General features: G+C 55.4%; 18 protein-coding genes. 4 read left to right on the forward strand and 14 right to left on the reverse strand.

Annotated features, from left to right (window positions below; genetic code table 11):
- Positions 1-57: 57 nt before the first annotated feature.
- Both OGX84_RS00355 and OGX84_RS00360 read left to right on the forward strand, forming a co-directional pair.
- Entirely contained in the window at positions 58-183 is a 126-nt protein-coding gene (locus OGX84_RS00355) for a hypothetical protein (protein ID WP_256995298.1), read from the forward strand.
- 220 nt (positions 184-403) lie between these two features.
- Positions 404-1,945, forward strand: coding sequence for a methyl-accepting chemotaxis protein (locus tag OGX84_RS00360; RefSeq protein ID WP_112001715.1), 1,542 nt, complete (start codon positions 404-406; stop codon positions 1,943-1,945).
- Between the two features lie 57 nt (positions 1,946-2,002).
- On the opposite strand, the gene iolB is transcribed toward OGX84_RS00360, so the two are convergent.
- The 10 genes from iolB to OGX84_RS00410 form a co-directional block, all read right to left on the reverse strand.
- Positions 2,003-2,818: a 5-deoxy-glucuronate isomerase gene (gene iolB, locus OGX84_RS00365; RefSeq protein WP_047461795.1), complete on the reverse strand. Its 816-nt coding sequence runs from the start codon at positions 2,816-2,818 to the stop codon at positions 2,003-2,005.
- A 9-nt stretch (positions 2,819-2,827) separates the two neighbouring features.
- Positions 2,828-3,718: a myo-inosose-2 dehydratase gene (gene iolE, locus OGX84_RS00370; RefSeq protein WP_112001714.1), complete on the reverse strand. Its 891-nt coding sequence runs from the start codon at positions 3,716-3,718 to the stop codon at positions 2,828-2,830.
- A 15-nt stretch (positions 3,719-3,733) separates the two neighbouring features.
- Positions 3,734-5,638, reverse strand: coding sequence for a bifunctional 5-dehydro-2-deoxygluconokinase/5-dehydro-2-deoxyphosphogluconate aldolase (locus tag OGX84_RS00375; protein ID WP_047461790.1), 1,905 nt, complete (start codon positions 5,636-5,638; stop codon positions 3,734-3,736).
- A 12-nt stretch (positions 5,639-5,650) separates the two neighbouring features.
- Positions 5,651-6,784: a Gfo/Idh/MocA family protein gene (locus OGX84_RS00380; RefSeq protein ID WP_112001712.1), complete on the reverse strand. Its 1,134-nt coding sequence runs from the start codon at positions 6,782-6,784 to the stop codon at positions 5,651-5,653.
- Positions 6,785-6,794: 10 nt separating this feature from the next.
- Positions 6,795-7,823, reverse strand: coding sequence for an ABC transporter permease (locus tag OGX84_RS00385; protein WP_012134752.1), 1,029 nt, complete (start codon positions 7,821-7,823; stop codon positions 6,795-6,797).
- Between the two features lie 11 nt (positions 7,824-7,834).
- Positions 7,835-9,382 carry a sugar ABC transporter ATP-binding protein gene (locus OGX84_RS00390; protein ID WP_047461783.1) on the reverse strand — a complete coding sequence of 516 codons (1,548 nt, stop codon included), beginning with the start codon at positions 9,380-9,382 and terminating at the stop codon, positions 7,835-7,837.
- Positions 9,383-9,436: 54 nt separating this feature from the next.
- The gene (locus OGX84_RS00395) at positions 9,437-10,366 is read right to left on the reverse strand and encodes a substrate-binding domain-containing protein (protein ID WP_012134754.1); all 930 of its coding nucleotides are present in this window, start codon (positions 10,364-10,366) and stop codon (positions 9,437-9,439) included.
- A gap of 39 nt (positions 10,367-10,405) precedes the next feature.
- On the reverse strand, positions 10,406-11,392 hold the full coding sequence (iolG, locus tag OGX84_RS00400) for an inositol 2-dehydrogenase (RefSeq protein ID WP_012134755.1): 987 nt from the start codon (positions 11,390-11,392) through the stop codon (positions 10,406-10,408).
- Positions 11,393-11,707: 315 nt separating this feature from the next.
- On the reverse strand, positions 11,708-13,633 hold the full coding sequence (gene iolD / locus OGX84_RS00405) for a 3D-(3,5/4)-trihydroxycyclohexane-1,2-dione acylhydrolase (decyclizing) (protein ID WP_115608929.1): 1,926 nt from the start codon (positions 13,631-13,633) through the stop codon (positions 11,708-11,710).
- A gap of 11 nt (positions 13,634-13,644) precedes the next feature.
- Positions 13,645-15,150 (reverse strand): CoA-acylating methylmalonate-semialdehyde dehydrogenase, encoded by a 1,506-nt coding sequence (locus tag OGX84_RS00410; protein ID WP_112001710.1) that lies wholly within the window; start codon positions 15,148-15,150, stop codon positions 13,645-13,647.
- Between the two features lie 213 nt (positions 15,151-15,363).
- Here OGX84_RS00410 and OGX84_RS00415 point away from each other — a divergent pair, with 213 nt between their 5' ends.
- Positions 15,364-16,197 carry a MurR/RpiR family transcriptional regulator gene (locus tag OGX84_RS00415; protein WP_047463948.1) on the forward strand — a complete coding sequence of 278 codons (834 nt, stop codon included), beginning with the start codon at positions 15,364-15,366 and terminating at the stop codon, positions 16,195-16,197.
- A gap of 126 nt (positions 16,198-16,323) precedes the next feature.
- Here OGX84_RS00415 and OGX84_RS00420 read toward each other — a convergent pair whose 3' ends face one another.
- Positions 16,324-17,010 (reverse strand): RloB family protein, encoded by a 687-nt coding sequence (locus OGX84_RS00420; protein ID WP_024130874.1) that lies wholly within the window; start codon positions 17,008-17,010, stop codon positions 16,324-16,326.
- 15 nt (positions 17,011-17,025) lie between these two features.
- Complete coding sequence (locus OGX84_RS00425; protein WP_012134761.1) at positions 17,026-18,327, reverse strand: AAA family ATPase; 1,302 nt, start codon at positions 18,325-18,327, stop codon at positions 17,026-17,028.
- A gap of 273 nt (positions 18,328-18,600) precedes the next feature.
- Here OGX84_RS00425 and OGX84_RS00430 point away from each other — a divergent pair, with 273 nt between their 5' ends.
- Positions 18,601-18,957, forward strand: a complete 357-nt coding sequence (locus OGX84_RS00430) for a KPN_00521 family repetitive protein (RefSeq protein WP_012134762.1) — start codon at positions 18,601-18,603, stop codon at positions 18,955-18,957.
- A 91-nt stretch (positions 18,958-19,048) separates the two neighbouring features.
- Here the strand turns inward: OGX84_RS00430 and OGX84_RS00435 are convergent, their stop codons facing one another.
- Both OGX84_RS00435 and tctD read right to left on the reverse strand, forming a co-directional pair.
- Positions 19,049-20,461: a sensor histidine kinase gene (locus OGX84_RS00435; protein WP_047461775.1), complete on the reverse strand. Its 1,413-nt coding sequence runs from the start codon at positions 20,459-20,461 to the stop codon at positions 19,049-19,051.
- Positions 20,448-21,122: a transcriptional regulator TctD gene (gene tctD, locus OGX84_RS00440; protein WP_012134764.1), complete on the reverse strand. Its 675-nt coding sequence runs from the start codon at positions 21,120-21,122 to the stop codon at positions 20,448-20,450. The genes OGX84_RS00435 and tctD overlap by 14 nt, the downstream gene beginning before the upstream one ends.
- Positions 21,123-21,259 lie beyond the last annotated feature (137 nt).

Consider the following 21,259-nt stretch of genomic DNA (forward strand, 5'->3'; position numbering starts at 1 on the left):
AGCCATCCAGATGTCTATAAATGACATCGGGTTAGCTCATCACAAAGGGATCGCATCATGAATAAGAATACTGACCGCAACGCGGCAACGGGCTTCGCGGAGGGGGCTAAAACCCATCAAGGAAAGCGGGCATTTATCAGCCCTAATAAATCAGCTCTTTTTTATCTTTTAGATTTAGTTTAAGTCGATATATATCAATTCCAGATTATCAACCTGCATTTATGTGTTTCATATTTATGACACGCCAGGTTTATTAAAAATAAAAATTCATTTGAAGTGCTTTCATATAAATGATGATTAGTAGAGAATGTAACACCTCAGATAAAACCGCCATTTACTATTATTTACCTGATGCACAATGGGTGAAATTTGCATTTTATATAAATAGCGTCATGGAGTTTTCATGAAAAACAACACAGCTGTCACGCAAAAAGAATATTTGCTTAACAATAAAACAACGTTATTATCAACCACAGATAAAGACAGTCATATTACCTATGCTAACTCTGCATTTATCGACGCCAGCGGATTTAATGAAACGCAGTTAATGGGTAAACCACATAATATTATTCGCCACCCGGACATGCCCTCTGCCGCTTTCGCTGACATGTGGCACACGATACTGCAAGGCGATAGCTGGACCGGGCTGGTCAAAAACCGGCGACAAAACGGCGATCATTACTGGGTACGCGCAAATGTTACCCCTGTCTGGCAAAATGAAAAATTAACGGGGTATATTTCAGTACGCACCGTGCCTTCCCGGGATGAAGTTTCGCACAGCGAACAGCTTTATCAAAAAATAAATAATAATGGAATTAAAGGGTTTCGACTTTTTAAAGGCATAATTATCCGTCGCGGAGCGCTGTCCTGGCTTTCGATGTTTAAATGGCTGTCGGTTAGCCAACGCGTCAATTATGCTTTAGCCATCACCAGTCTGGCAGCCCTGTTATTTATTTTCTTACCTGTTCCTCCTGCTATTCAGGGAGGCAGCATCATCGTGTTATTTTTGCTCCTGGCTATTTACCTTAAGGTTCAAATTTGTCAGCCGGTTAATACGCTGCTGGCGCAGATGCAAAAAGTGGTTTCGGGCCGTAAACCTGATAATTGCCATTTGCAGCGCGTGGACGAAATAGGAATGCTCATGCGACTGGTGAATCAATCGGGGCTTAATCTGCGCTCCCTGGTTGATGATGTCAGCACGCAAATATCCGGTATTCAGGCTATCAGCCAGCGCGTGTCTCAGGAAGGCACGGCATTGCAGAGCCGCTCAGAAGAGACATCTGCCGACCTGCAACAAACCGCCGCAGCCATTGAAGAGATCGGTAGCGCAGTGCAACAAACCGCAGATACCGCGGCCCAGACAATGACGATGGCCGACAGTACCAGCGCCAATGCGACTGAAGGCGGCCATATCATGAAGCAAACCATCACCATGATGCAGGCTATCTCACGCGATAACAGTCAAATCGTGGACATTATCGGCGTCATTGACAGTATTGCTTTTCAGACCAACATCCTGGCGCTGAATGCAGCGGTCGAAGCGGCCCGCGCCGGTGAATCCGGGCGCGGATTTGCGGTCGTTGCCGCAGAGGTGCGTAACCTCGCCCAGCATTCTGCGTCTGCGGCAAAAGAGATCAAGCAGCTTATCGAGAAAAACGTCACCAACGTCAATACGGGAGTGCAAATGGTCGAGCAGACGGAAACACACCTTACCGGAATGATCGATGACGTGTTGCAGATGTCTACCATGATCAAAGAGATAAGCCTGGCGACGCGGGAACAAACTTTAGCGCTCGAACAGATCAACAATTCAATTTCACGAATTGGTTCCATGACGGACAACAATGCGGAAATGGTGGAACAGGTGACGGATGCCGCAGGGGATTTAACGGGACGCGCGTCACGGCTGCAACAGGCCGTACAGGTTTTTGGCGCCTCACGATAGCAGCGAAAAGCAAAAAGCCCTCAGCATACGCCAGGGGCTTTTTTATTTACCGCGTTCTCAACGCGCAGGGTAATCGCGGTTAATCCACGCGTGATCGTCTTCCCAGGTGAAAATCCATTTGCGCACCGGGCCTGCCATCACATTCAGGTAATAACTGTCATACCCGGCCATTGTCGCCACCGGGTGATAGCCTTTCGGTACCATCACGACGTCGCGATTGTAGACCGCCATACACTCATCGAGCGAGCGATCGTCAGTGTATACCCGCTGCATACAAAATCCCTGTTCCGGGTTGAGGCGATGGTAATACGTCTCCTCAAGAAGGGTCTCGTAAGGCGGATTGTCAGTGTCGTGCTTGTGGCTCGGGTACGAACTGGTACAGCCTTCGTGAGTCCACACTTCCACCACCAGCAGACTATCGGCAGGTTTATCTTCCGGCAGAATGTTGTGTACATAGCGCTGGTTATGCCCCTTGCCCCTTGCCTCGCCGTCGATATCCTGCGGCGCAATCAGGCGGGTGGGATACGTTCCCTTGCCCGGTGCGGCGCATACCGCCAGCTCCAGCTTCGTTAACGCCTGTACCTGTACCGTTTCTCCGGGCGTAACGTATACCGCCCACGGCTTAATACGCTCGAACGGGCTCATCCGCTCGCCAATCTCTGAAAACTGCGCGGTTGGCGTGGTGACAGACGCCCTCCCCGCCACCAGCACCAGACAGCGCTCTTCAGCAACGGCGGGAAGATGCAACTGCTGCCCTTCTTCAAGCTCAAACGCGTCAAAACCGACATAGCCCCAGCCTGCCCGCTCCGGGGTGACGGACTGGGTACGTCCCTGCGCGTCAGGCTGTTGCCAGCGTGACAGTAAACGTGACATAGCGCCTCCTCAGATAAGACCGGCATCCCGCGCCAGGCGGCTCAGGTTGTTATATCCCAGCCGCGCGTAAGTCAGCGGATGGGCAATCGCCGGATCCTGCTCCGCCTCTACCACCAGCCAGCCCTGATAATCGTGCTCTTTCAGCAGTCGCATAATCGGCGGGTAATCCACGCAGCCGTCGCCCGGTACGGTAAAGACGCCGCTGAGCACCGCATCCAGAAAGCTGGTTTTACGGTTTTTCACATCCGCCAGCACGTCGGCGCGCACGTCTTTACAGTGCACATGATTAATACGGCTCGCCCAGCGTTGCGCCACCGCCAGCGGATCGGCGCCAGCAAACGTTAAATGACCGGTGTCGAGCAGCAATCCAACCTCATCGCCGGTATGGGTCATCAGATTGTCCACATCCTCTGCGGACTCAATCACCGTCCCCATATGGTGATGATAAGCAATCTGCACTCCCTGCTGCTGTGTATAGCGGGCGAACGCGGTGAGCTTCTCGCCATACTCCGCCCAGCGCGCCTGCGGGAATCGCGGACGCAGGTGAACCGGCGTCTGCTGTTCGCCGTGAATGCAATGGCTCACCTCAGCGAAAACCATCACTTTCGCCCCCAGCTCGCGCAATAACGTCAAATGCGCCTGCGCCGCCGCAATCTCTTCTTCTACGCTCCGCTCCAGCAGGCGACCGGAATACCACCCGGACACCAGCTTCAGATCGTGGCGTTGCAGGATTGGCCCCAGCAGACGCGCCTCGCGTGGGAATTTATTACCGAGTTCAAAGCCCGCAAAACCAGCCTCTTTACCTTCGCTCAGACAGGTATCCAGCGGCGTTTCCGCGCCAAGAGAGGGCAAATCATCATTGGTCCATGTCAGAGGATTAATGCCTAATTGCACAGCCATAATGTTCTCCTAAAGTTATGCCTGCCCGCGCTCGCGCCACCAGGCGATCAGTTGCAGATAGTTATCCCGAATGCGCGTCACCAGTTGCGCATCGTCAATGTCATGTTTCAGCCATGCGCGGGAAGCCTCGCCAAACAGCGTGCGCCCCACCGCAAACCCCTTCACCAGCTCATGTCCGGCAGCGGCTCTGAACCCTGCGCGTAACTGTTCGGCTGGCGCATCCAGCCCAAGAATCACCACGCCACGGCAGTGCGGGTCGCGGCGTTCGATAATGTCACTCAGCGCCGTCCAGCCGTCAGAGGAGAGCGGCGGCAGTTTCCACCAGTCGGGGTAAATGCCCAGGTTGTAGAAGCGGGAGATAGCCCGCAGGTAAAGCTCATCGCTGCGCGGCATACCCACAGGTAAAATCACTTCCAGCAGCAGCTCATGCCCCGACTGACAGCAGGCGTGATACACCTCGGCGATTTTCTGCTCCTGCTCCAGGCGCAGGCCGTGGGCATCTTCCGGGTGGAAAAAGACCAGGCACTTCACCACATGTTCCTGCGGCCAACTGATAAGCTGAGTGCCAATGTTGCCGTGCTCCATCTCCAGCGGCCGTGAGCCGGGAAGCTCAATCGGGCGGCCAATCCACCACCCTTCGCCGGTTATCGCATTCAGCGCATCCTGGCCAAACGTTCCGTCGCACAGCAGACCGGCTTTTCCTTCCAGCCCCGCGCTGTTCGCCGCATCGCGGCTGGCCTGTAAGATCAGCGTTTTCAGCGCCGGAATGCGCTTCAGGGAGGCGCCGCACTGTAGCGCCATCTCTTCAAGCTGACTGCGGTGATCAAACGCCATCACGCACAGTTCCGGCCAGTTACGCCGACGCGTCGTGACGCGGTGCAGATGATTAAGCCGTGGATCAAGATCCGGGCGCGGCACCTGATGCTCGCGGGAGAGGTAGTCATCCAGCTCCACCTTACTCGGCATCGCGGGCGCGCAACCGTGGCGCGAAACCACCAGCGCGCCGCAGGCGTTGGCGTAGCGGCAGGCCTGCTCCCAGCCTTCATCATTGAGATAACCGCGCAGCAGCCCCGACATAAACGCATCGCCCGCGCCGAGCACATTGAGCACCTCGACGCGCACGCCGGTCACCGTCAGCCCGTCATCCAGCGATGGCGGAATCGCGTCGGTATACACCGAGCAGCCCAGCGCGCCGCGTTTACAAACCAGCGTCGCCGCGCTTACCTCACGCACCTGCGCCAGCGCCTGCACGGTATCGGTAGCGCCGCCCGCAATATGAAACTCCTCCTCGGTGCCGACGATCACATCAAACAGGTGCAACACCGCCTGCAACTGGCGAGTGACCTGCTCTGCGGCAATAAAGCGCGTTTCGCCGTCGCCCAGCGAGGTCAGCCCCCACAGCACCGGACGATAGTCGATATCCAGAACCGTGCGCACGCCGTGACGGCGGGCACAGGTCAGCGCGGTCAGCACCGCGTCGCGGGTTTGCGGATGAGAAAGATGGGTCCCGGTGATGGCGAGGCAGCGGGATGAAGCGATGTACTGCTCGTCAACATCGCTGGCGGTAATCGCCATATCCGCGCAGTTATCGCGATAAAAAATCAGTGGAAAGGTGTCCCGGTCTTTAATGCCGAGTAGCACCAGCGCCGTCAGGCGTTCTTTATCCGTTATCAGATGGCTGGTATCGCAGCCAACATGGTTAAGCTCTTCGCGCAAAAAGCGCCCCATATGTTCGTCGCCCACTCTTGCCAGCATCGACGAACGCAGCCCCTGGCGCGCGGCGCCGTAGGCGACATTCCCGGAGGAACCGCCGAGGTATTTGGCAAAACTTGAGACATCCTCCAGCCGTGCGCCAATCTGCTGGCTGTAGAGGTCAACCGCCACGCGGCCCATGCATATCACATCAAACTGCTTTTCCACGTTGATACCTCGTCAGACAATATCGTTCACATTCAGCCAGCGGCCTTCCTGATACGAGAGCGCGATGGCGTCCAGCACGCGCGACACTTTCCAGCCCTCTTCAAAATCCGGCCACATCGGCGCATCGGCGGCAACGCCGTTCACCAGGTCGCGGATTTCCACCGTTTTCTGATCGTTAAAGCCGATGCCGTGCCCCGCCCCCATGCAAAACGCGGCATAGTCCGGGTGCACTGGCCCCACCAACAGGGTGCGAAATCCCTGGCGGTTAACCGGATCGTCATGCAGATAGAGCTTCAACTCGGCCATTCGCTCCTGGGTAAAACTGATGGCGCCTTTGGTGCCGGTAATCACGTATGACAGCCCCATTTTGCGCCCGCAGGCCACGCGGGAGGTTTCGATCACCCCCTGCGCGCCGCTGGCGAATCGCACCATCGCGTGCGCCTGATCTTCGTTTTCCACGACCACCTTCTGCGCCGATCCCGCGCTGGCCGGGCGCTCCGGCACCACAATTTTCAGGTCGCCGCAGACTTCGCGAATATCGCCGACCAGGTAGTGCGCCATATTGACGATATGCGCCGCCAGATCGCCCAGCGCCCCTAACCCCGCCGTCTCCTTAAAGCAGTGCCAGTGAATGGGGGAAAGCGGGTCGGCCATATAGTCCTCGTTGTGGGTGCCGTAGAAGTGGATCACGTCGCCTATCTCCCCTCGCGCGATGATCTCTTTCGCCAGCGCCGCCGTCGGGTTCTTCATATAGTTAAAACCCACCAGCGTTTTCACCCCGGCCTGTTTTGCGGCCTCAACCATTTCGCGGGCATCGTGAGCGTTCAGCGCCAGCGGCTTTTCCGAATAGACGTGCTTACCGTGGCGAATGGCCGCCAGCGCCATCTCTTTATGCAGATGGTTGGGCGAACAGATATCCACCACATCGATATTCGGGTCTGCCACCAGCTCACGCCAGTCGCCGGTCGAACGACGAAACCCGAATGCCTGCGCCCGTTCCGCCGCCAGCTCCGGCGTCACTTCCGCCACCATTTCGCGCACCAGCTGGCCTTGCAGGTTGAACACCGTCGGCGCCTGGGCATAGGCAATGGCGTGCGCCTTGCCGATGTATCCCGTCCCAATCAATCCAATTCGCACTTGTTTCATTATTTATCCCTCACAGCGCGCCACGACGGCTCTTGGCATAGGTATCAAACGCCACCGCCAGCACAATAATCAGCCCGGTAATAATTTGTTGGTAGTAGGCGGAGACGTTCATCAGCACCAGACCGTTTATCAGAATGCCCATAATGATCGAGCCGATAACGGTGCCGCCGATGCGACCATAGCCGCCCATCAGCGATGTCCCGCCAATGACCACCGAGGCGATAACGCGCAGTTCAAAGGAGATCCCGGCCACCGCCTCCGCGCTGCCCAGACGGGCGCTCAGCACAAACCCCGCCAGCCCGGCCAGACAGCCAATCACGACATACACGCTGACCAGCACACGTTTGACGTTGACCCCGGCAAGACGCGCCGCCTCCGGGTTGCCGCCAATGGCGTAGACGAAACGGCCCCAGCGCGTTTTGTGCAACGCCAGATAACCGCCGATCGCCACCAGCGCAAAAATCCAGATCGGGATGGAGATACCGAGCAGTTCGCCACGCCCCCACCAGCGGTAGCCCTGGTCAAAACCGGCAATGGGCGCGCCGTCGTTAATCACCAGCGTCAGGCCGCGCCAGATGGTCATCCCGCCGAGGGTGACAATGAACGGTGGCAGGCGCAGGCGGGTCACGCCCAGGCCATGCAGGAAGCCAATCGCCGTCCCCATCGCCAGGCAGATGCCGAGGCCAATCAGCCAGCTCATCCCGCCCCAGGCGCTCGGGTCTACCGTGGTGAAGTTGTCGCCTTTAATCACGTATGCTGCCGTCATGGCGCATACCGCCAGAATGGAACCGACAGACAGATCGATTCCGGCAGTCAGAATGACGAACGTCATTCCCACGGCCATGATCCCGTAGATCGACACCTCGGTCAGGATGTTGAAAATATTGCGTTCTGACAGGAAGTTACTGTTCTGCGTCTGGAAAAAAATCAGCAGCAGGAACATAAAAATCAGTACCCCAAAGCGCTCGAAAAAAGCGATCGGATCGATACGTCCGCTACGTTTGGCAGGGGGTTGCGTTTTGGTCACTATCTGCGTCATGTGAAACTCCGTTATGCCGCGTTCAGGGCGTTATGGTTGATGGCCATCATCATCATGAGCCGCTCTTCGGTGGCGTCATCGCCGTGGATTTCACCGGTTACCCGGCCTTCGCTTAAGGTGATGATCCGGTCGGAAACCGCCATCACTTCGGGCAGATCGGAAGAGATCACAATCACCGCCACGCCCTGTTTCGCCATATCAAACAGCACCTGGTGCACCTCGGATTTGGTGCCCACATCAATGCCGCGCGTCGGTTCATCAACAATCAGCACCCGTGGATTGAGCGCCATGCAGCGCGCGAGGATCACTTTCTGCTGATTGCCGCCGGAGAGCTTGCGCACCTCCTGCTCGCTATTGACCATCTTGATTTGCAGCGCCTGGCGGTAAGATTCGATCAGGTCATCTTCCTTGCGGGTATTGACGAAAAAGCGCCAGCGCAGCAGCGAAGAGAGACTGGAGAGCGACAGGTTGTCGCGAATAGACAGTCCCAGCACCGCCCCCTCTTTTTTGCGATCTTCCGGCACCAGCGCCACGCCCTGATCCAGCGCGTACATCGGGTCACGGGGGTGATACGCCGCGCCGTCCAGCTCGAACGTCCCGGAAGTAAAGCCGTCAGCGCCAAAAAGACAGCGCGCCACTTCGGTACGCCCGGCGCCGACCAGCCCCGCAATCCCCAGCACCTCCCCGGCATGAACGTGAAAGCTGATGTCGTGCAGCGCAATGCCGTGCGGGTCCAGCGGCGGCTTTTCGCGACACAGCCCCTTCACCGCAAGGCGAATCGGTTTGTCTTCATGATGGGTTTCGCTGGGGGGGCGACGATTAAAGGCCACGTCTCGTCCCACCATCAGGCGGATCAGCTGTTCCACGTTGGTTTCCGCGACCGCGCCGCTGCCGGTAAAGCGGCCATCCTGAAACACGGTAAAGCGATCGCAGAGCTGGAAAACTTCATGCAGGCGATGGGTGACATAAATAATGCTCACGCCCCGACCTTTAAGTTCCCGCACGACGCGGTGCAGGCTTTCCACTTCGCTGTCGCTCAGCGCGGCGGAAGGTTCATCCATAATGATGAGCTTCGCGTTCAGGGTCAGCGCGCGGGCGATCTCCACCATTTGCTGCTGCGCCACGCTCAGGCGGGCAACCGGCGTGGTCGGCGCGACATTCAGTTGCAGATAGTCCAGCACCACCTGCGCCTCCTGGTTCACGGCCTTCGCATCGACGATCACATTACGTTTACGCGGCTCGCGCCCGAGAAACATATTTTCCGCAACGGTCATGTTGGGCAGCAGATTAAATTCCTGATAGATGGTAATGATGCCTTTGTTTTGCCGCTCAACCGGCGAGTCCTCCACCGGCAGCGTTTCGCCATTGAACCAGATGTCCCCACGGGTCTGCGGCTGCGCCCCTGCCAGCGCTTTCAGCAGCGTGGACTTCCCCGCGCCGTTCTCGCCAAGCAGCGCGTGAATCTCCCCCGTCCCGACGGTCAGTTGTACGTTGCTCAACGCCCAGACGCCGGAAAAGCTCTTTGCCAGATCGGTAACGTTCAGTAAGGGTTGCAACATCGGTCTGCTCCTCCTTTAATGCGAGCCGCCGCAGCGACGGCGGCTCCGGGCAAATCAGTTACCGGCTTCGCCGATACGCTCGGCCTGTTGCAGGTTCTCTTTGGTGATTAACGTCGGCGGATAATCCGCACCGGTGATGGCTTTCTTCTCACGCACGTTCGCAACCAGCTGGCTCATCGCCGTCTGTACCGCGAAGCCCGGACGCTGATCCGCCGTCGCCGCCATCCAGCCGTCGCGCACCCGCGCCAGCGCTTCCGGCACCGCGTCAAATCCCGTCACCAGAATTTCGCCCGGTTTCACCCCCTGCCCCTGCAACGCTTCAATCGCGCCCAGCGCCATATCATCGTTGGCGGAGAGGATGACCTGCGGACGTTTTTTCAACGACGGCAGCACGCTTTCAACAATGCGCATTCCTTCCGAACGCATCCAGTTACCGGTCTGGTCAGCAACAATGCGGTACGTATCGCCCCCCGCCTTCAGGCTGTCGCGAATGCCTTTGGTGCGTTCAATATTGGAAGAAGAACCCGGCTGGCCGGTCAACAGCACAATGTCTGCACCGTCAGGAAATTTGCTTTTGACAAAGTCGCCAATGGCCTGGCCGCCCTTGTAGTTGTTCGCGCCAAAATGCGGAACCTGCTTCTGGCTATCGACGGAGCGATCGAGCGTCACCACCGGCAGCTTAGCGTCCTGAATCTCATCCACCGCGCTGGAAACTGCGTTGACATCATTCGGGGAGACGATGAATCCCTGGGCGCCGCGGGTGATGGCGTTTTCCAGATCGGCAACCTGCTTCGGCGAACTTCCCTGCCCGTCCAGAACCTGTAGGCTGACGCCCATCTCTTTCGCGGCTTTCACCGCCGTGCGCTGCATGTGAACTTCAAACGGCATTGCCAGGTTCGGCGTGCTGAAAACAATTTGTTCGTTCTCGGCCATTGCCGCCCCGGCTGTCATGGCGATGAAGGCGGCTAAAATCAGCTTTTTCATTGTTATGTCTCTCTGTGTAGGGTGTGTTGTTATGGAAAATCAGAGGAGAACTTCACGCTGGCTGTGCAATGACTCCAGCGCTTTATCAGCCAGATACAGCGCACGCTCGCCGTCATCACCGCTGCACTCCGGCACTGCCTCGCCGCGTAAGATGGCGACAAAGTGCTCCCACTCGGCGGCATAGGCAGCCTGATAACGTTGCAGGAAGAAATGCTCAGGCAGCGCGCTGGTGCAGCCGTTCTGGCCAAAGTGCTGCACCTGGTTTTCGAGAATATTGCCCGCCGTAAGCAGACCTTCGGAACCGTGCAGCTCCAGACGCTGGTCATAGCCATAAGACGAGCGACGGCTGTTAACGATGGTCGCCAGCGCGCCGGAGGCATACTTGAGCACGATAAACGCGGTGTCGATATCGCCTGCCGCGCCAATTGCCGGATCGACCAGATTGCTTCCCTGGGCGTAGACCGAAACAGGCTCTTCCCCCATGATGAAACGCGCCATATCGAAATCGTGGATGGTCATATCGCGGAACATCCCGCCGGAGACGCGCACATATTCCGCAGGCGGCGGAGAAGGATCGCGGGAGATAATCAGCAATGATTCCGGCTTGCCGATGCGCCCGCTCTGCGCCTCGGTTTTAACGCGGCGGAACTGTGGGTCGAAACGACGGTTAAAGCCGATAAACAGCGGCACGTCGAACTCTTTGACCACTTTCAGGCAGTCGCGCACGCGGGCAAGATCAAGATGTACGGGCTTTTCACAGAAAATGGCTTTGCCGTGGCGGGCGGCCAGTTCAATCAAATCGGCGTGGGTATCCGTGGCGGAGGCAATCAGCACGGCATGAACATCAGGATCGGTCATCGCCTCATCAAGACTTTGCTGACGGGCCTGATATTGCGTAGCCAGGCGGGAGGCAAAGGTCTCGTTCGGATCAACGACAGACCACAGGGTAGTCTCTTTGTGGGTTGCGATGTTAGCGGCATGTACCTGACCAATTCGGCCAGCTCCCAGTAAAGCAATGTTAAACATAACGGCTCCCGGTGTTGGTGAATGCGGTGAACTAACGACCCCTTAAATAAAACATTTATTTCATTTTTATAAATAGTGAAAATTATGTTTTTGCGCGCAAGTTAACATTCTTGTGATGATTGAGGTAAATTTTGTTATCAATCTCACAACACAACGATGGAGAAGATGCAGAGCCTGGCCCCCTTTCATTCAGAAAGAGGGCGAGGAATGAAGAAACAGGAAAAATGAAATGAAAATTTCGTTGTCGCAGGTTGCCGGATGGCGGCGCGAACGCCTTATCCGGCCTACGGGTTAGCGCCATCCGGCATTACTCACTCAATACTGACGCGCCTTTTTCACCTGATCGAACGTCTGCTCGGCGGCTTTTCGCACCGACGGTGAATCGGCCACCTGCGCATCGCCGGTGCGCCACCATGAGGCGTAATCGTGAGTCATCGTTTTTGGCAGCACTTTAATATCCAGCAGCGTCGGCCCCGGATGCGCGCGCGCCGCCTCCAGCGCCGTCAGCAGGCTCTGCTCATCATGTACCCGCCACGCCCGGCAGCCGTAGCTTTGCGCATTTTGGGCGAAATCAACCGCCACCAGCGGGCCGTCCAGCTGGCCGGATTGTGGTTGACGGGCGCGATTCTCGGTGCCAAAACTGCCCATCCCATGCCCCATTTGCAGGTTATTGATGCAGCCAAACCCGCCGTTATCAAACAGCAGGATGGTGATTTTTATCCCCTCCTGCACCGCCGTTTGCAGCTCGGAATGCAGCATCATGTACGAACCGTCGCCCACCATCGCATAGACCGGCTGCTGCGGCTTCGCGAGCTTCGCCCCAAGCGCGGCCGCAATTTCATACCCCATACAGGAATAGCCGTACTCCAGGTGGTAGCTGTCGGGCGTTTTCACCTGCCAGAGACGCTGCAAATCGCCCGGCAGCGATCCCGCCGCGCCGACCACAATGGCGTCATCCTCAATGTGCTGGTTGATAATCCCCAGAACGCGAGTCTGAGTCAGCCGCGTGTTCAGCGCTTCACTGTATTCCGCCAGTTGCGCATCAAGGTGCCCGGCAATTTCCGGCGCGTCATCCGGGCGCCACTGGCGAGACCACAGCCGGCGGCACTCCTCGTCCCAGGCCGATTTCGCCTGCGCCACCTCGTCTCCCCAGCCGCTGCGATAATCCTGAAGCCCTTCCGTCAGCGCCGTCAGACCGGCGCGGGCATCGGCCACCAGCGCCGTGGCGTCCAGTTTGAGGGCGTCGAACTCGGCGACATTCAGCAGGAGAAATTCTACGTCCGGGTGTGCAAACAGCGCTTTCGAACCGGTGGTGAAATCGGTCAGACGCGTGCCGACGCCGATAACCAGATCGGCCTGTGGCGCCAGCTGGTTTGCCGCCAGCCCGCCGGTAACGCCAATACCGCCCAGATTCAGCGGATGGTCGCTGACCAGCGCGCCTTTCCCGGCCTGGGTTTCCGCAAACGGCAGGTGCAGGTTTTCCACAAACTGACGAAACGCGTCGTGCGCGCCGGAATAACGCACCCCGCCGCCGCAAACCACCAGCGGGCGCTGTTTACGGGCAATCAGCGCCCGCGCCTGCGCCAGCCGGTGTGGGTCCGGCGGTCGTCTTTCAATATGGTGAACGCGACGGGCAAAGAAACTCTGCGGGTAATCCCAGGCTTCGCCCTGCACATCCTGCGGTAAACAGATCGTCACCGCGCCGGTATCAGCCGGATCGGTCAGGGTGCGCATAGCGTTAAGCATCGCGCTCATCAACTGTTCCGGGCGGTTGATACGATCCCAGTAGCGCGAAACCGGGCGAAAGCAGTCGTTGGTGCTGATACTGAGATCGTGGTACTGCTCGATTTGCTGTAATACCGGGTCCGGCTGGCGGCTGGCGTAGATATCGCCCGGCAACAGCAGCAGCGGAATACGGTTCGCCGTCGCCGTGGCCGCCGCCGTCACCATATTGGCCGCGCCGGGCCCTACCGAAGAGGTGACGGCGTAAATGCGCTGGCGACGGTGCTGTTTCGCGAACCCTGTCGCCATGTGCGCCATTCCCTGTTCATTACAGCCCTGATGCACCCGCAAGTGCCCGGCGTCCTGCTCCAGCGCCTGCCCGATGCCGAGTACGTTGCCGTGGCCGAAGATGGTCGCCACGCCTTCGATGAACGGCATCTCCTGTCCGTCTACATCGACGTACTGTTGGTTGAGAAACTTGACCAGCGCCTGCGCCATGGTCATACGTACGGTTGTCATAAGTCCCTCCGTCAGCCCAGCGTTGGCATGGAGAACGCGGCGCCGCTATCCTGCTGCATCTCCGGCCAGCGGGCGGTAACGGTTTTCATGCGGGTATAAAAACGCACGCCGTCATTACCATGAACGTTAAGCGGACCAAAAATAGACCGTTTCCAGCCGCCGAAACTGTGGAACGCCATCGGCACCGGAATCGGCACGTTAACGCCGACCATCCCGGCCTGCACCTCTTCACAGAAACGACGCGCACAGCCGCCGTCGCGGGTAAAGATCGCCGTCCCGTTGCCATATTCGTGGCGATTAATCAGATCCACCGCGCTGGCGTAATCCTTCACCCGCACCACGGAGAGTACCGGGCCAAAGATCTCTTCTTTGTAAATCGTCATCTCAGGCGTGACGTTATCAAACAAGGTCGGCCCGACGAAAAAGCCCTGTTCGTGGCGCTTCACGCTAAAGCCGCGACCATCCACCCGCAGCCGCGCGCCCTGCACCTCGCCGCTGTCGATATAGCCCAGCACTTTACTGCGATGTGCGGCGGAGATCAGCGGGCCCATCTCATTTTCCGGCGTTTGATCAAGCCCCGGCCCAACGCGTAACGCGGCGATCTGCGTTTCCAGCCGCGCGCAAAGTTCGTCCGCCGTGTTATCCCCCACCGCCAGCACCACGGAGAGCGCCATACAGCGCTCGCCCGCCGCACCATACGCCGCGCCCATAATCGCATTGGTTGCCATATTCATGTCGGCGTCCGGCATCAGAATGCAGTGGTTTTTCGCCCCGCCCAACGCCTGACAGCGTTTGCCGTGCGCCGACGCCGTCTGATAAATATATTCTGCAATCGGCGTCGAGCCGACAAAACTGACGGCCTGAACGCGCGGATCGGTCAGCAAAACATCCACCGCTTCTTTATCGCCCTGCACAACGTTAAAAACGCCATCCGGCAGACCGGCCTCTTTCAGCAGTTTTGCCAGCGCAAGCGGCAGCGAGGGATCTTTTTCCGACGGCTTAAGCACAAAGGTATTGCCGGTAGCCAGTGCGATGGGGAACATCCACATCGGCACCATCGCCGGGAAGTTGAACGGGGTGACCCCGGCGCACACGCCCAGAGGCTGCATCAGTGAATGGCTGTCAACGCCGGTGCCGACATTCGCCGAATGTTCGCCTTTTTGCAGGTGTGGAATGCCGCAGGCAAACTCGACCACTTCCAGACCGCGCGTCAGTTCGCCCACCGCATCAGAATACACTTTGCCATGTTCTTCACTGACCAGCCGGGCGAGCGAATCCATGTTCTGCTCCAGCAGCGCTTTAAAACGAAACAGCACTCGCGCGCGTTTCAGCGGCGACTGCCTTGACCAGGCGGCAAACGCCTGCTGCGCAGCGGCAATGGCTCGCTCCGTTTCCTGCGCCGTGCTCATCACCACCTGACGAATTTGCTCGCCCGTGGCGGGGTTGAAGATCGCCTGAATGCGCTGGCCTGAGCCTGTAACACATTCGCCGTGAATAAAATTCGCTACCGTCTCCATCCTGAACCTCTCGCTGTTAATACGTGACTGTTACCCGAACACTGTATATGAAACAAACGTTCTATTTTAAGTTGAAATAAAATAAATATTGATTATTGTGATCAGGAATGGATTTTTATGTTAACAGGCTGCATCGCCGGGCCGGATGTATCGCTAACATTTAAAATGTACGGTTTTGCGTTTAGAATCAGAAAACTAAGTATGGGGGATAACATGACGACAGCATCCAGTCTGAGCGAGCTACAGCAGCAAATTCGCGACCGTTACGATAGTCTCAGTAAACGATTGCAGCAGGTGTCCCGCTATGTGCTGGATAACACTAACAGCGTAGCGTTCGATACCGTCGCCGTCATCGCCGAGCGGGCGGACGTGCCGCCATCGACGCTTATCCGTTTCGCCAACGCGTTTGACTTCACCGGTTTCAACGAAATGAAACAACTGTTTCGTATGAACCTGGTGGAAGAAACGGCCAGCTACAGCGATCGCGCGCGGCTGTTCAGAGAGATGGAGAGCGAATCCGTACCGGAAACGCCGTTAGACATCCTGCAAGAATTTGCCCGTTCGAATGCTCAGGCGCTGCAACAGCTGGCGTCGCGTACCGATCCCGACATGCTGCAACGCGCCGTTCAATTACTGGCGGAGGCCGACACGATTTATATCGCTGGCCTGCGGCGCTCTTTTAGCGTGGCCGCCTATCTGACCTACGCGCTCAGCCACCTTGAATGCCGCCCAATACTGCTTGATGGCATGGGGGGGATGCTGCGAGAGCAAATCAGCCGTATCAAGAGTCGCGATATTGTTATCTCCATCAGCTTTTCCCCTTACGCAGAAGAGACGGTCATGGTCAGCGAAACCGCAGCCAGCGTCGGCGCAAAGCAAATTGTCATTACCGACAGTCAGATAAGCCCACTGGCGACCTTCAGCGATCTCTGCTTTGTAGTCAAAGAAGCGCAGGTAGACGCTTTTCGCTCACAGTCCGCAACGCTTTGTCTGGTGCAGTCATTGGTTGTCGCTCTGGCTTACAGGCAGGGAAACAGTCATAAATAATCGTTAAGCGCGTGGACGAAGATAATATTGCTTAAAATAGCGTTTTTTTGATCATGCGTTAATTCAAAACGCCCCTTTACAGGGGCACAAACGCAACGTTTTTTCGTGTGTAGTATTACTCTTTATTTATCTTTTCGCTGGCGCGAAAACTTTTTCATGTAAATCCAGATATAACTCATCAATCTGCGTAAACGGATTGATACAATCGTTCTTCTCAAGCCATGCTCTGAGCCTGGCGCTTTCCTCACACGCCTTAAGACCATTTTTCTTTATTAGGCTATAGAGTCCATTATACTTTTCGCTATAATCTTTCAAATGCGTATTTTTAAGGTATTCCTTGCAGTTCTGTGCCGCGCTTTTATTTGCTTTAACAAATGGCCGTCTTAACACTTCATAATGGAGTAAAAACCAGACCTCGATGCAGGGATCAGAACGCAGGATCTTCGCCTGAGGATACCGGTCGCCACCAAGGGACTTTTTACGCCGTGAAAAAGTATGTTCTTTTAACATACTGGATGCCAGGTCAATATCTTTCCCAAACTCATCCGTATCAATTAAGCAATAAATCAGCTCAAATTCGAGATCCTGCTCATAAAGATCAATGGCGGTGCGTACAACGCTACTTGGGTTTGAATGGCGCCCAGGTTCAATATAAACGTCTGTATTCGCTATTTTAAGGTCTTTAACCATATCCTTAAAATAGGTTGGTTCGGTCTCCGTACCTTCGCAAACGATCAGGGTTTTCTTACGCTCAGATTTAACTTTACCGCTGCCTCGTTTTTTCAATGCAGAAGGAGAAATTAACTCTTTCATTTTCCTGGCCATCATTCACCCCAAAAAAGGAACGCCACCAAATTTACCCAAATCCCAGCCTTTTATAATAGAGTCCTCAAACCTGGGGGCAAAATCGCTCAGTGGATAAAGCACGGTTTCAAGCTCGCTATTTTTCTCCAGGAACCATATTTGATCCCGTCTGACGAGTTTTTCCGTATCTAATAGAACGTTTGAATGCGTTGTGAGAATCAGCTGCAAAAGACGTTCAGAGTGTTTGACCATTAACTCAAAAATCGCTCTGACGATATAAGGGTGGAGCGATGATTCAAACTCATCAAGAACCAGTACGCTTTTTTCACCGGCCTCACAGCACAGTAAAAGAATGCCTGATAGATCGAATAACTTCTTCGTTCCCGAAGATAATCTTTCATAAGGGATGTTTTTCTTGATACCGCTGGACGTCGTATGTTCTAAAACAATTTGAAAACCGACATCGCTCAATATCATTTTTTTCATTTCTTCTGGCATCTCATCAGGTAACGTCACGTTCTTTTTCGTTACCGAAATATCAGAAATAGAAAGATCAAACTTGTTTAAAAACTCAAGTATTTTATTTTTTTTCTGTTCATCGCCATCAGCCAGATCGTCTAAAAAAGAGTATCTGGATGCCATTCGGAAAACATCATCATTGCGATTACTGGATACAATTAAATCGCCTCTGAACCAGTTAATAAACTCATCCAGTTGTGAGACATCATAAGCATGCAGAATGGATACGAATGGCGAGCGTTTGCTGTTATTGGCTTTTTCTATCGCCACTTCATACGTTTTTTTATCTATCTGCAACGATGGGCAGTAGTATTCGAATTCATTGGTTTCAGCATTATATACTCTGGAGATAATCGTCTTTGGTCTTACCCCTTTTTTTGAGTAAACCCATAAACCTTCAGCTTCTATCGCGTCTGTACCGATAGATAACGTATACTGATACCGTTCACCGGTCGTGCCGATAAAACTGATCTCAAAATCAGTAGGCGCGGTTAACTGTTCCTCATCAAAAATAAATTTAGGTATTTCTCTGTCGATAAACCGCGTTCTTATTGAATCATTCTGTGAACTATCAGCAAACCCTCTAAGGATATAGGATTGCAGAAAATCTAAAGCTTCAACAAAACTACTTTTGCCCGCGCCGTTAGCACCATAAATTACTGCGACCTTATTAATCAGCAGATCATCAAAATGCTCAGCTGTTGCCGTCGTCTCTGGATGCTCTTTATAAGATTTTTTAGCAGCCATCGATAAAGTTTGTTTTTGGCTAAAAACTTTAAAATTCTGCACTGAAAATTCAATAAGCATTTATAACTCCTTTTTTTGTGAAAAAATCACAAATTTTCCGGTTAAAGCCTATCACGCAACCTTCCCGATTGCCAGATCAACGTTGTCTGATTGTCAACCCATATGACCGCTTATCACGGCAGTTTCTACAATATTCACGACCCCCTACGGAGCCCCCGTCGCTCCCACATCCAGACCTCATTGATTCAATTACAGTTTATTCCTAAAGCCACCGCCTTTCTGCCGTGTCATGCTTAACCACGCATATAACTGATAACGTTAAGCGAGGTTCTTATGAAAAAAACAATGATCGCCTTATCTGCACTTCTGCTGGCTTCCCCTGTTTTTGCTGCGACCACACACGCGACCGATAACGACGTTGCAGCGGCTCATGAAAGCGCAAATACCGCCAAAGAGAAACTGCACCAGGCGCAGAATCAGGGTGAAGAACTGAAACTGAAATCTGAACATGCCGCTGAAGGTAAAAGCGACAACCTGAGCAGTAAAGTGAGCGAAGGCTCGCAGAAGGCCTGGAATAAGACCAAAGAAGGCACCGAAAAAGGCTGGAATGCCACGAAAGAAGGTGCTGAGAAAGGCTGGAACAAAACCAAAGAAGGCGCAGCAGAACTTGAGAAAAAAGTCAGCGAATAATTTTGCCTGACATGAGAAAAAAGCCGCTAATGCGGCTTTTTTTATTCCTGCGAATCACCCTTTATCCGGCCTGCGGTGATGACCTTTTTATTTACTGCGCCGTCGTTAAAAACCGTACCCGCACACGCAGACCGCCCAGCGTTTCACTGCGCGACAGCTGTGGATGGGTACGGTGCAGGCGGGCAATGTCGTTAACCAGCGCCAGACCGATCCCCGCCCCGCTCTCATTCCCCACGTTAGCAAGCCGATGAAACGGCATCAGCGCCTGCGGGATCTGCTCAGCGTCAATCCCTGGCCCATTGTCTTCCACCACCAGCACAACAGCCTCGCCATCCCGCAATAGCCGTGCCGTTACCGTTCCCTGCGACGGCGTATATTTCAGCGCATTATCCAGCAAATTCGCGCACAGCTCGCCGAGCAAAACGTCATCCCCTTCAATCCACACCGCCTCTTGCTCACCTTCATACCCCAGATCGATAGCCTTGCTGCGCGCCTGCGCCAGACGGCTAAAACAGCTCATCTGCACCACCTCATACAGATTAACCGGCAAGAACTGTCGCTCCCCCTGCTCTTTACGTTTCACCGCCGACAGTTGCAACAGCCGCTCCGTCAGCAAAATCGTGCTATCCAGCGTCGCGCTCATCGCCCGTAAACTTTCGTGCCACTGCTGCGGCTGTTGACTGGCTAACGCCACCGCCGCCTGCGTTTTCAACACGGCCAGCGGCGTTTTTAACTGATGGGACGCATCGGCGCTAAAGCGTTCCTGACGGGAGATCAGCGCGCGCAGGCGATCAATGTAGCGGTTAAAGGCGACGATCAGCAGCCGGGTCTCTGACCAGGGCAACAGTTCCGGCAAGGGCGTCAGCAAGCCCGGTTCACGACGCACCATCAGCGAGGAGAGCTGGCGCATCGGCTTCAGAATGCGTCGCAGCAGCCAGCCAACGAGAATCAATGTCAGCAGCACCAGCAGCCCTTGCGACACCCATGAGGAGAACAGCAGTTGCCCGGCCAGATAGCGCCGGGACTGTAGCGTCTCGGCAACGTAGATCTCCGCCATCCCGAATATCGCCCCTTCATTTACCGGCTGGAGCAGACGCGCCACGCGGATCGCCTGTCCGCGATACTGGGTGTGATAAAACCACGCCAGCGCCGGGTAGAGCCGGGTTCGCGAGGTGGAAGGCGGCATCGCGGGCAGATCGTCATAACCGGAGATCACCTTGCCGCCCGGGTCCACGACTTTGTAATAGAGACGGTCGTTCATGTTGAGTTCAAAGCTGTCGAGCACCACCCAGGGGACATTCACCTCCAGTTTGTCGTGGCGCACCACCAGCCGTTCCGCCACCGTTCTCGCAGAAGAGAGCAGCGTCCTGTCGTAGGCCTGCGTCGCCGCCTGTAACGCGCTAACGTAGCTGTTAAATGCCGACAATCCCCACAGCAGCACCAGCGGCAATCCGAGGAACAGCAACAGTTGCAGGTACAGCGACTGGGGTTTAGCCCACCTCATCGCCGCACTCCAGCACGTAACCCAGCCCACGCAGGGTGGTGATCCGCACGTTACTGCCCTGTAATTTTTTCCGCAGACGATGGATATAGAGTTCGATGCTCTCCGGGCTGACCTCATCGCTCAGGCTGAAGACCTGTTCAAACAGCTGCTGGCGCGACACCGGTCGCGTTCTGCGGTACATCAATACCGTCAGCAACGCCTGCTCACGCGGGGTCAGCGCCAGCGGCTGCGCCTGAAGCAAAAAGTAACCTTCATCGTGAAACGCCAGATCGCCAAGCTGCTGTAACTCCTGCACCTGACCTGCGCTGCGCCGCAGTAATGCCCGCAGCCGCGCATCAAGTTCTTCAATCTCAAACGGTTTTGGCAGATAGTCATCCGCTCCGACGTTCAGCCCTTTCACCCGATCCGCCACCGCGCTGCGCGCCGTCAGCAGCAGCACTGGCAGCGTTTGTCCACGCTTGCGCAGGCGCTGCACCACTTCCAGTCCGTCCAGCCCCGGCATGTTGATGTCGAGCACCGCCAGCGCATAGGTTTCAGTGTGCAGAAGATGATCGGCCGCCTGGCCATCAAATACGCAGTCCACGGCAAAACCGTTCTGCACCAGCGCTTTTTCCAGCCAGTGAGCCAGTTCACGGTTATCTTCCGCTAATAAGAGACGCATATCACATCCTGTAAAGTTTCTGCCGCATTGAAAGGGAATTGAAAGGTTATTGTTTTAACAATCACGCAACCGAACTGCTACATGTCGGCTCACATAATCACAAAAATCTTCTTCCGTATCTGAAAACTCGGACGTCC

The sequence above is a fragment of the Citrobacter sp. CK202 genome (genome assembly GCF_030333225.1).
Lineage (GTDB): Bacteria > Pseudomonadota > Gammaproteobacteria > Enterobacterales > Enterobacteriaceae > Citrobacter_B > Citrobacter_B koseri.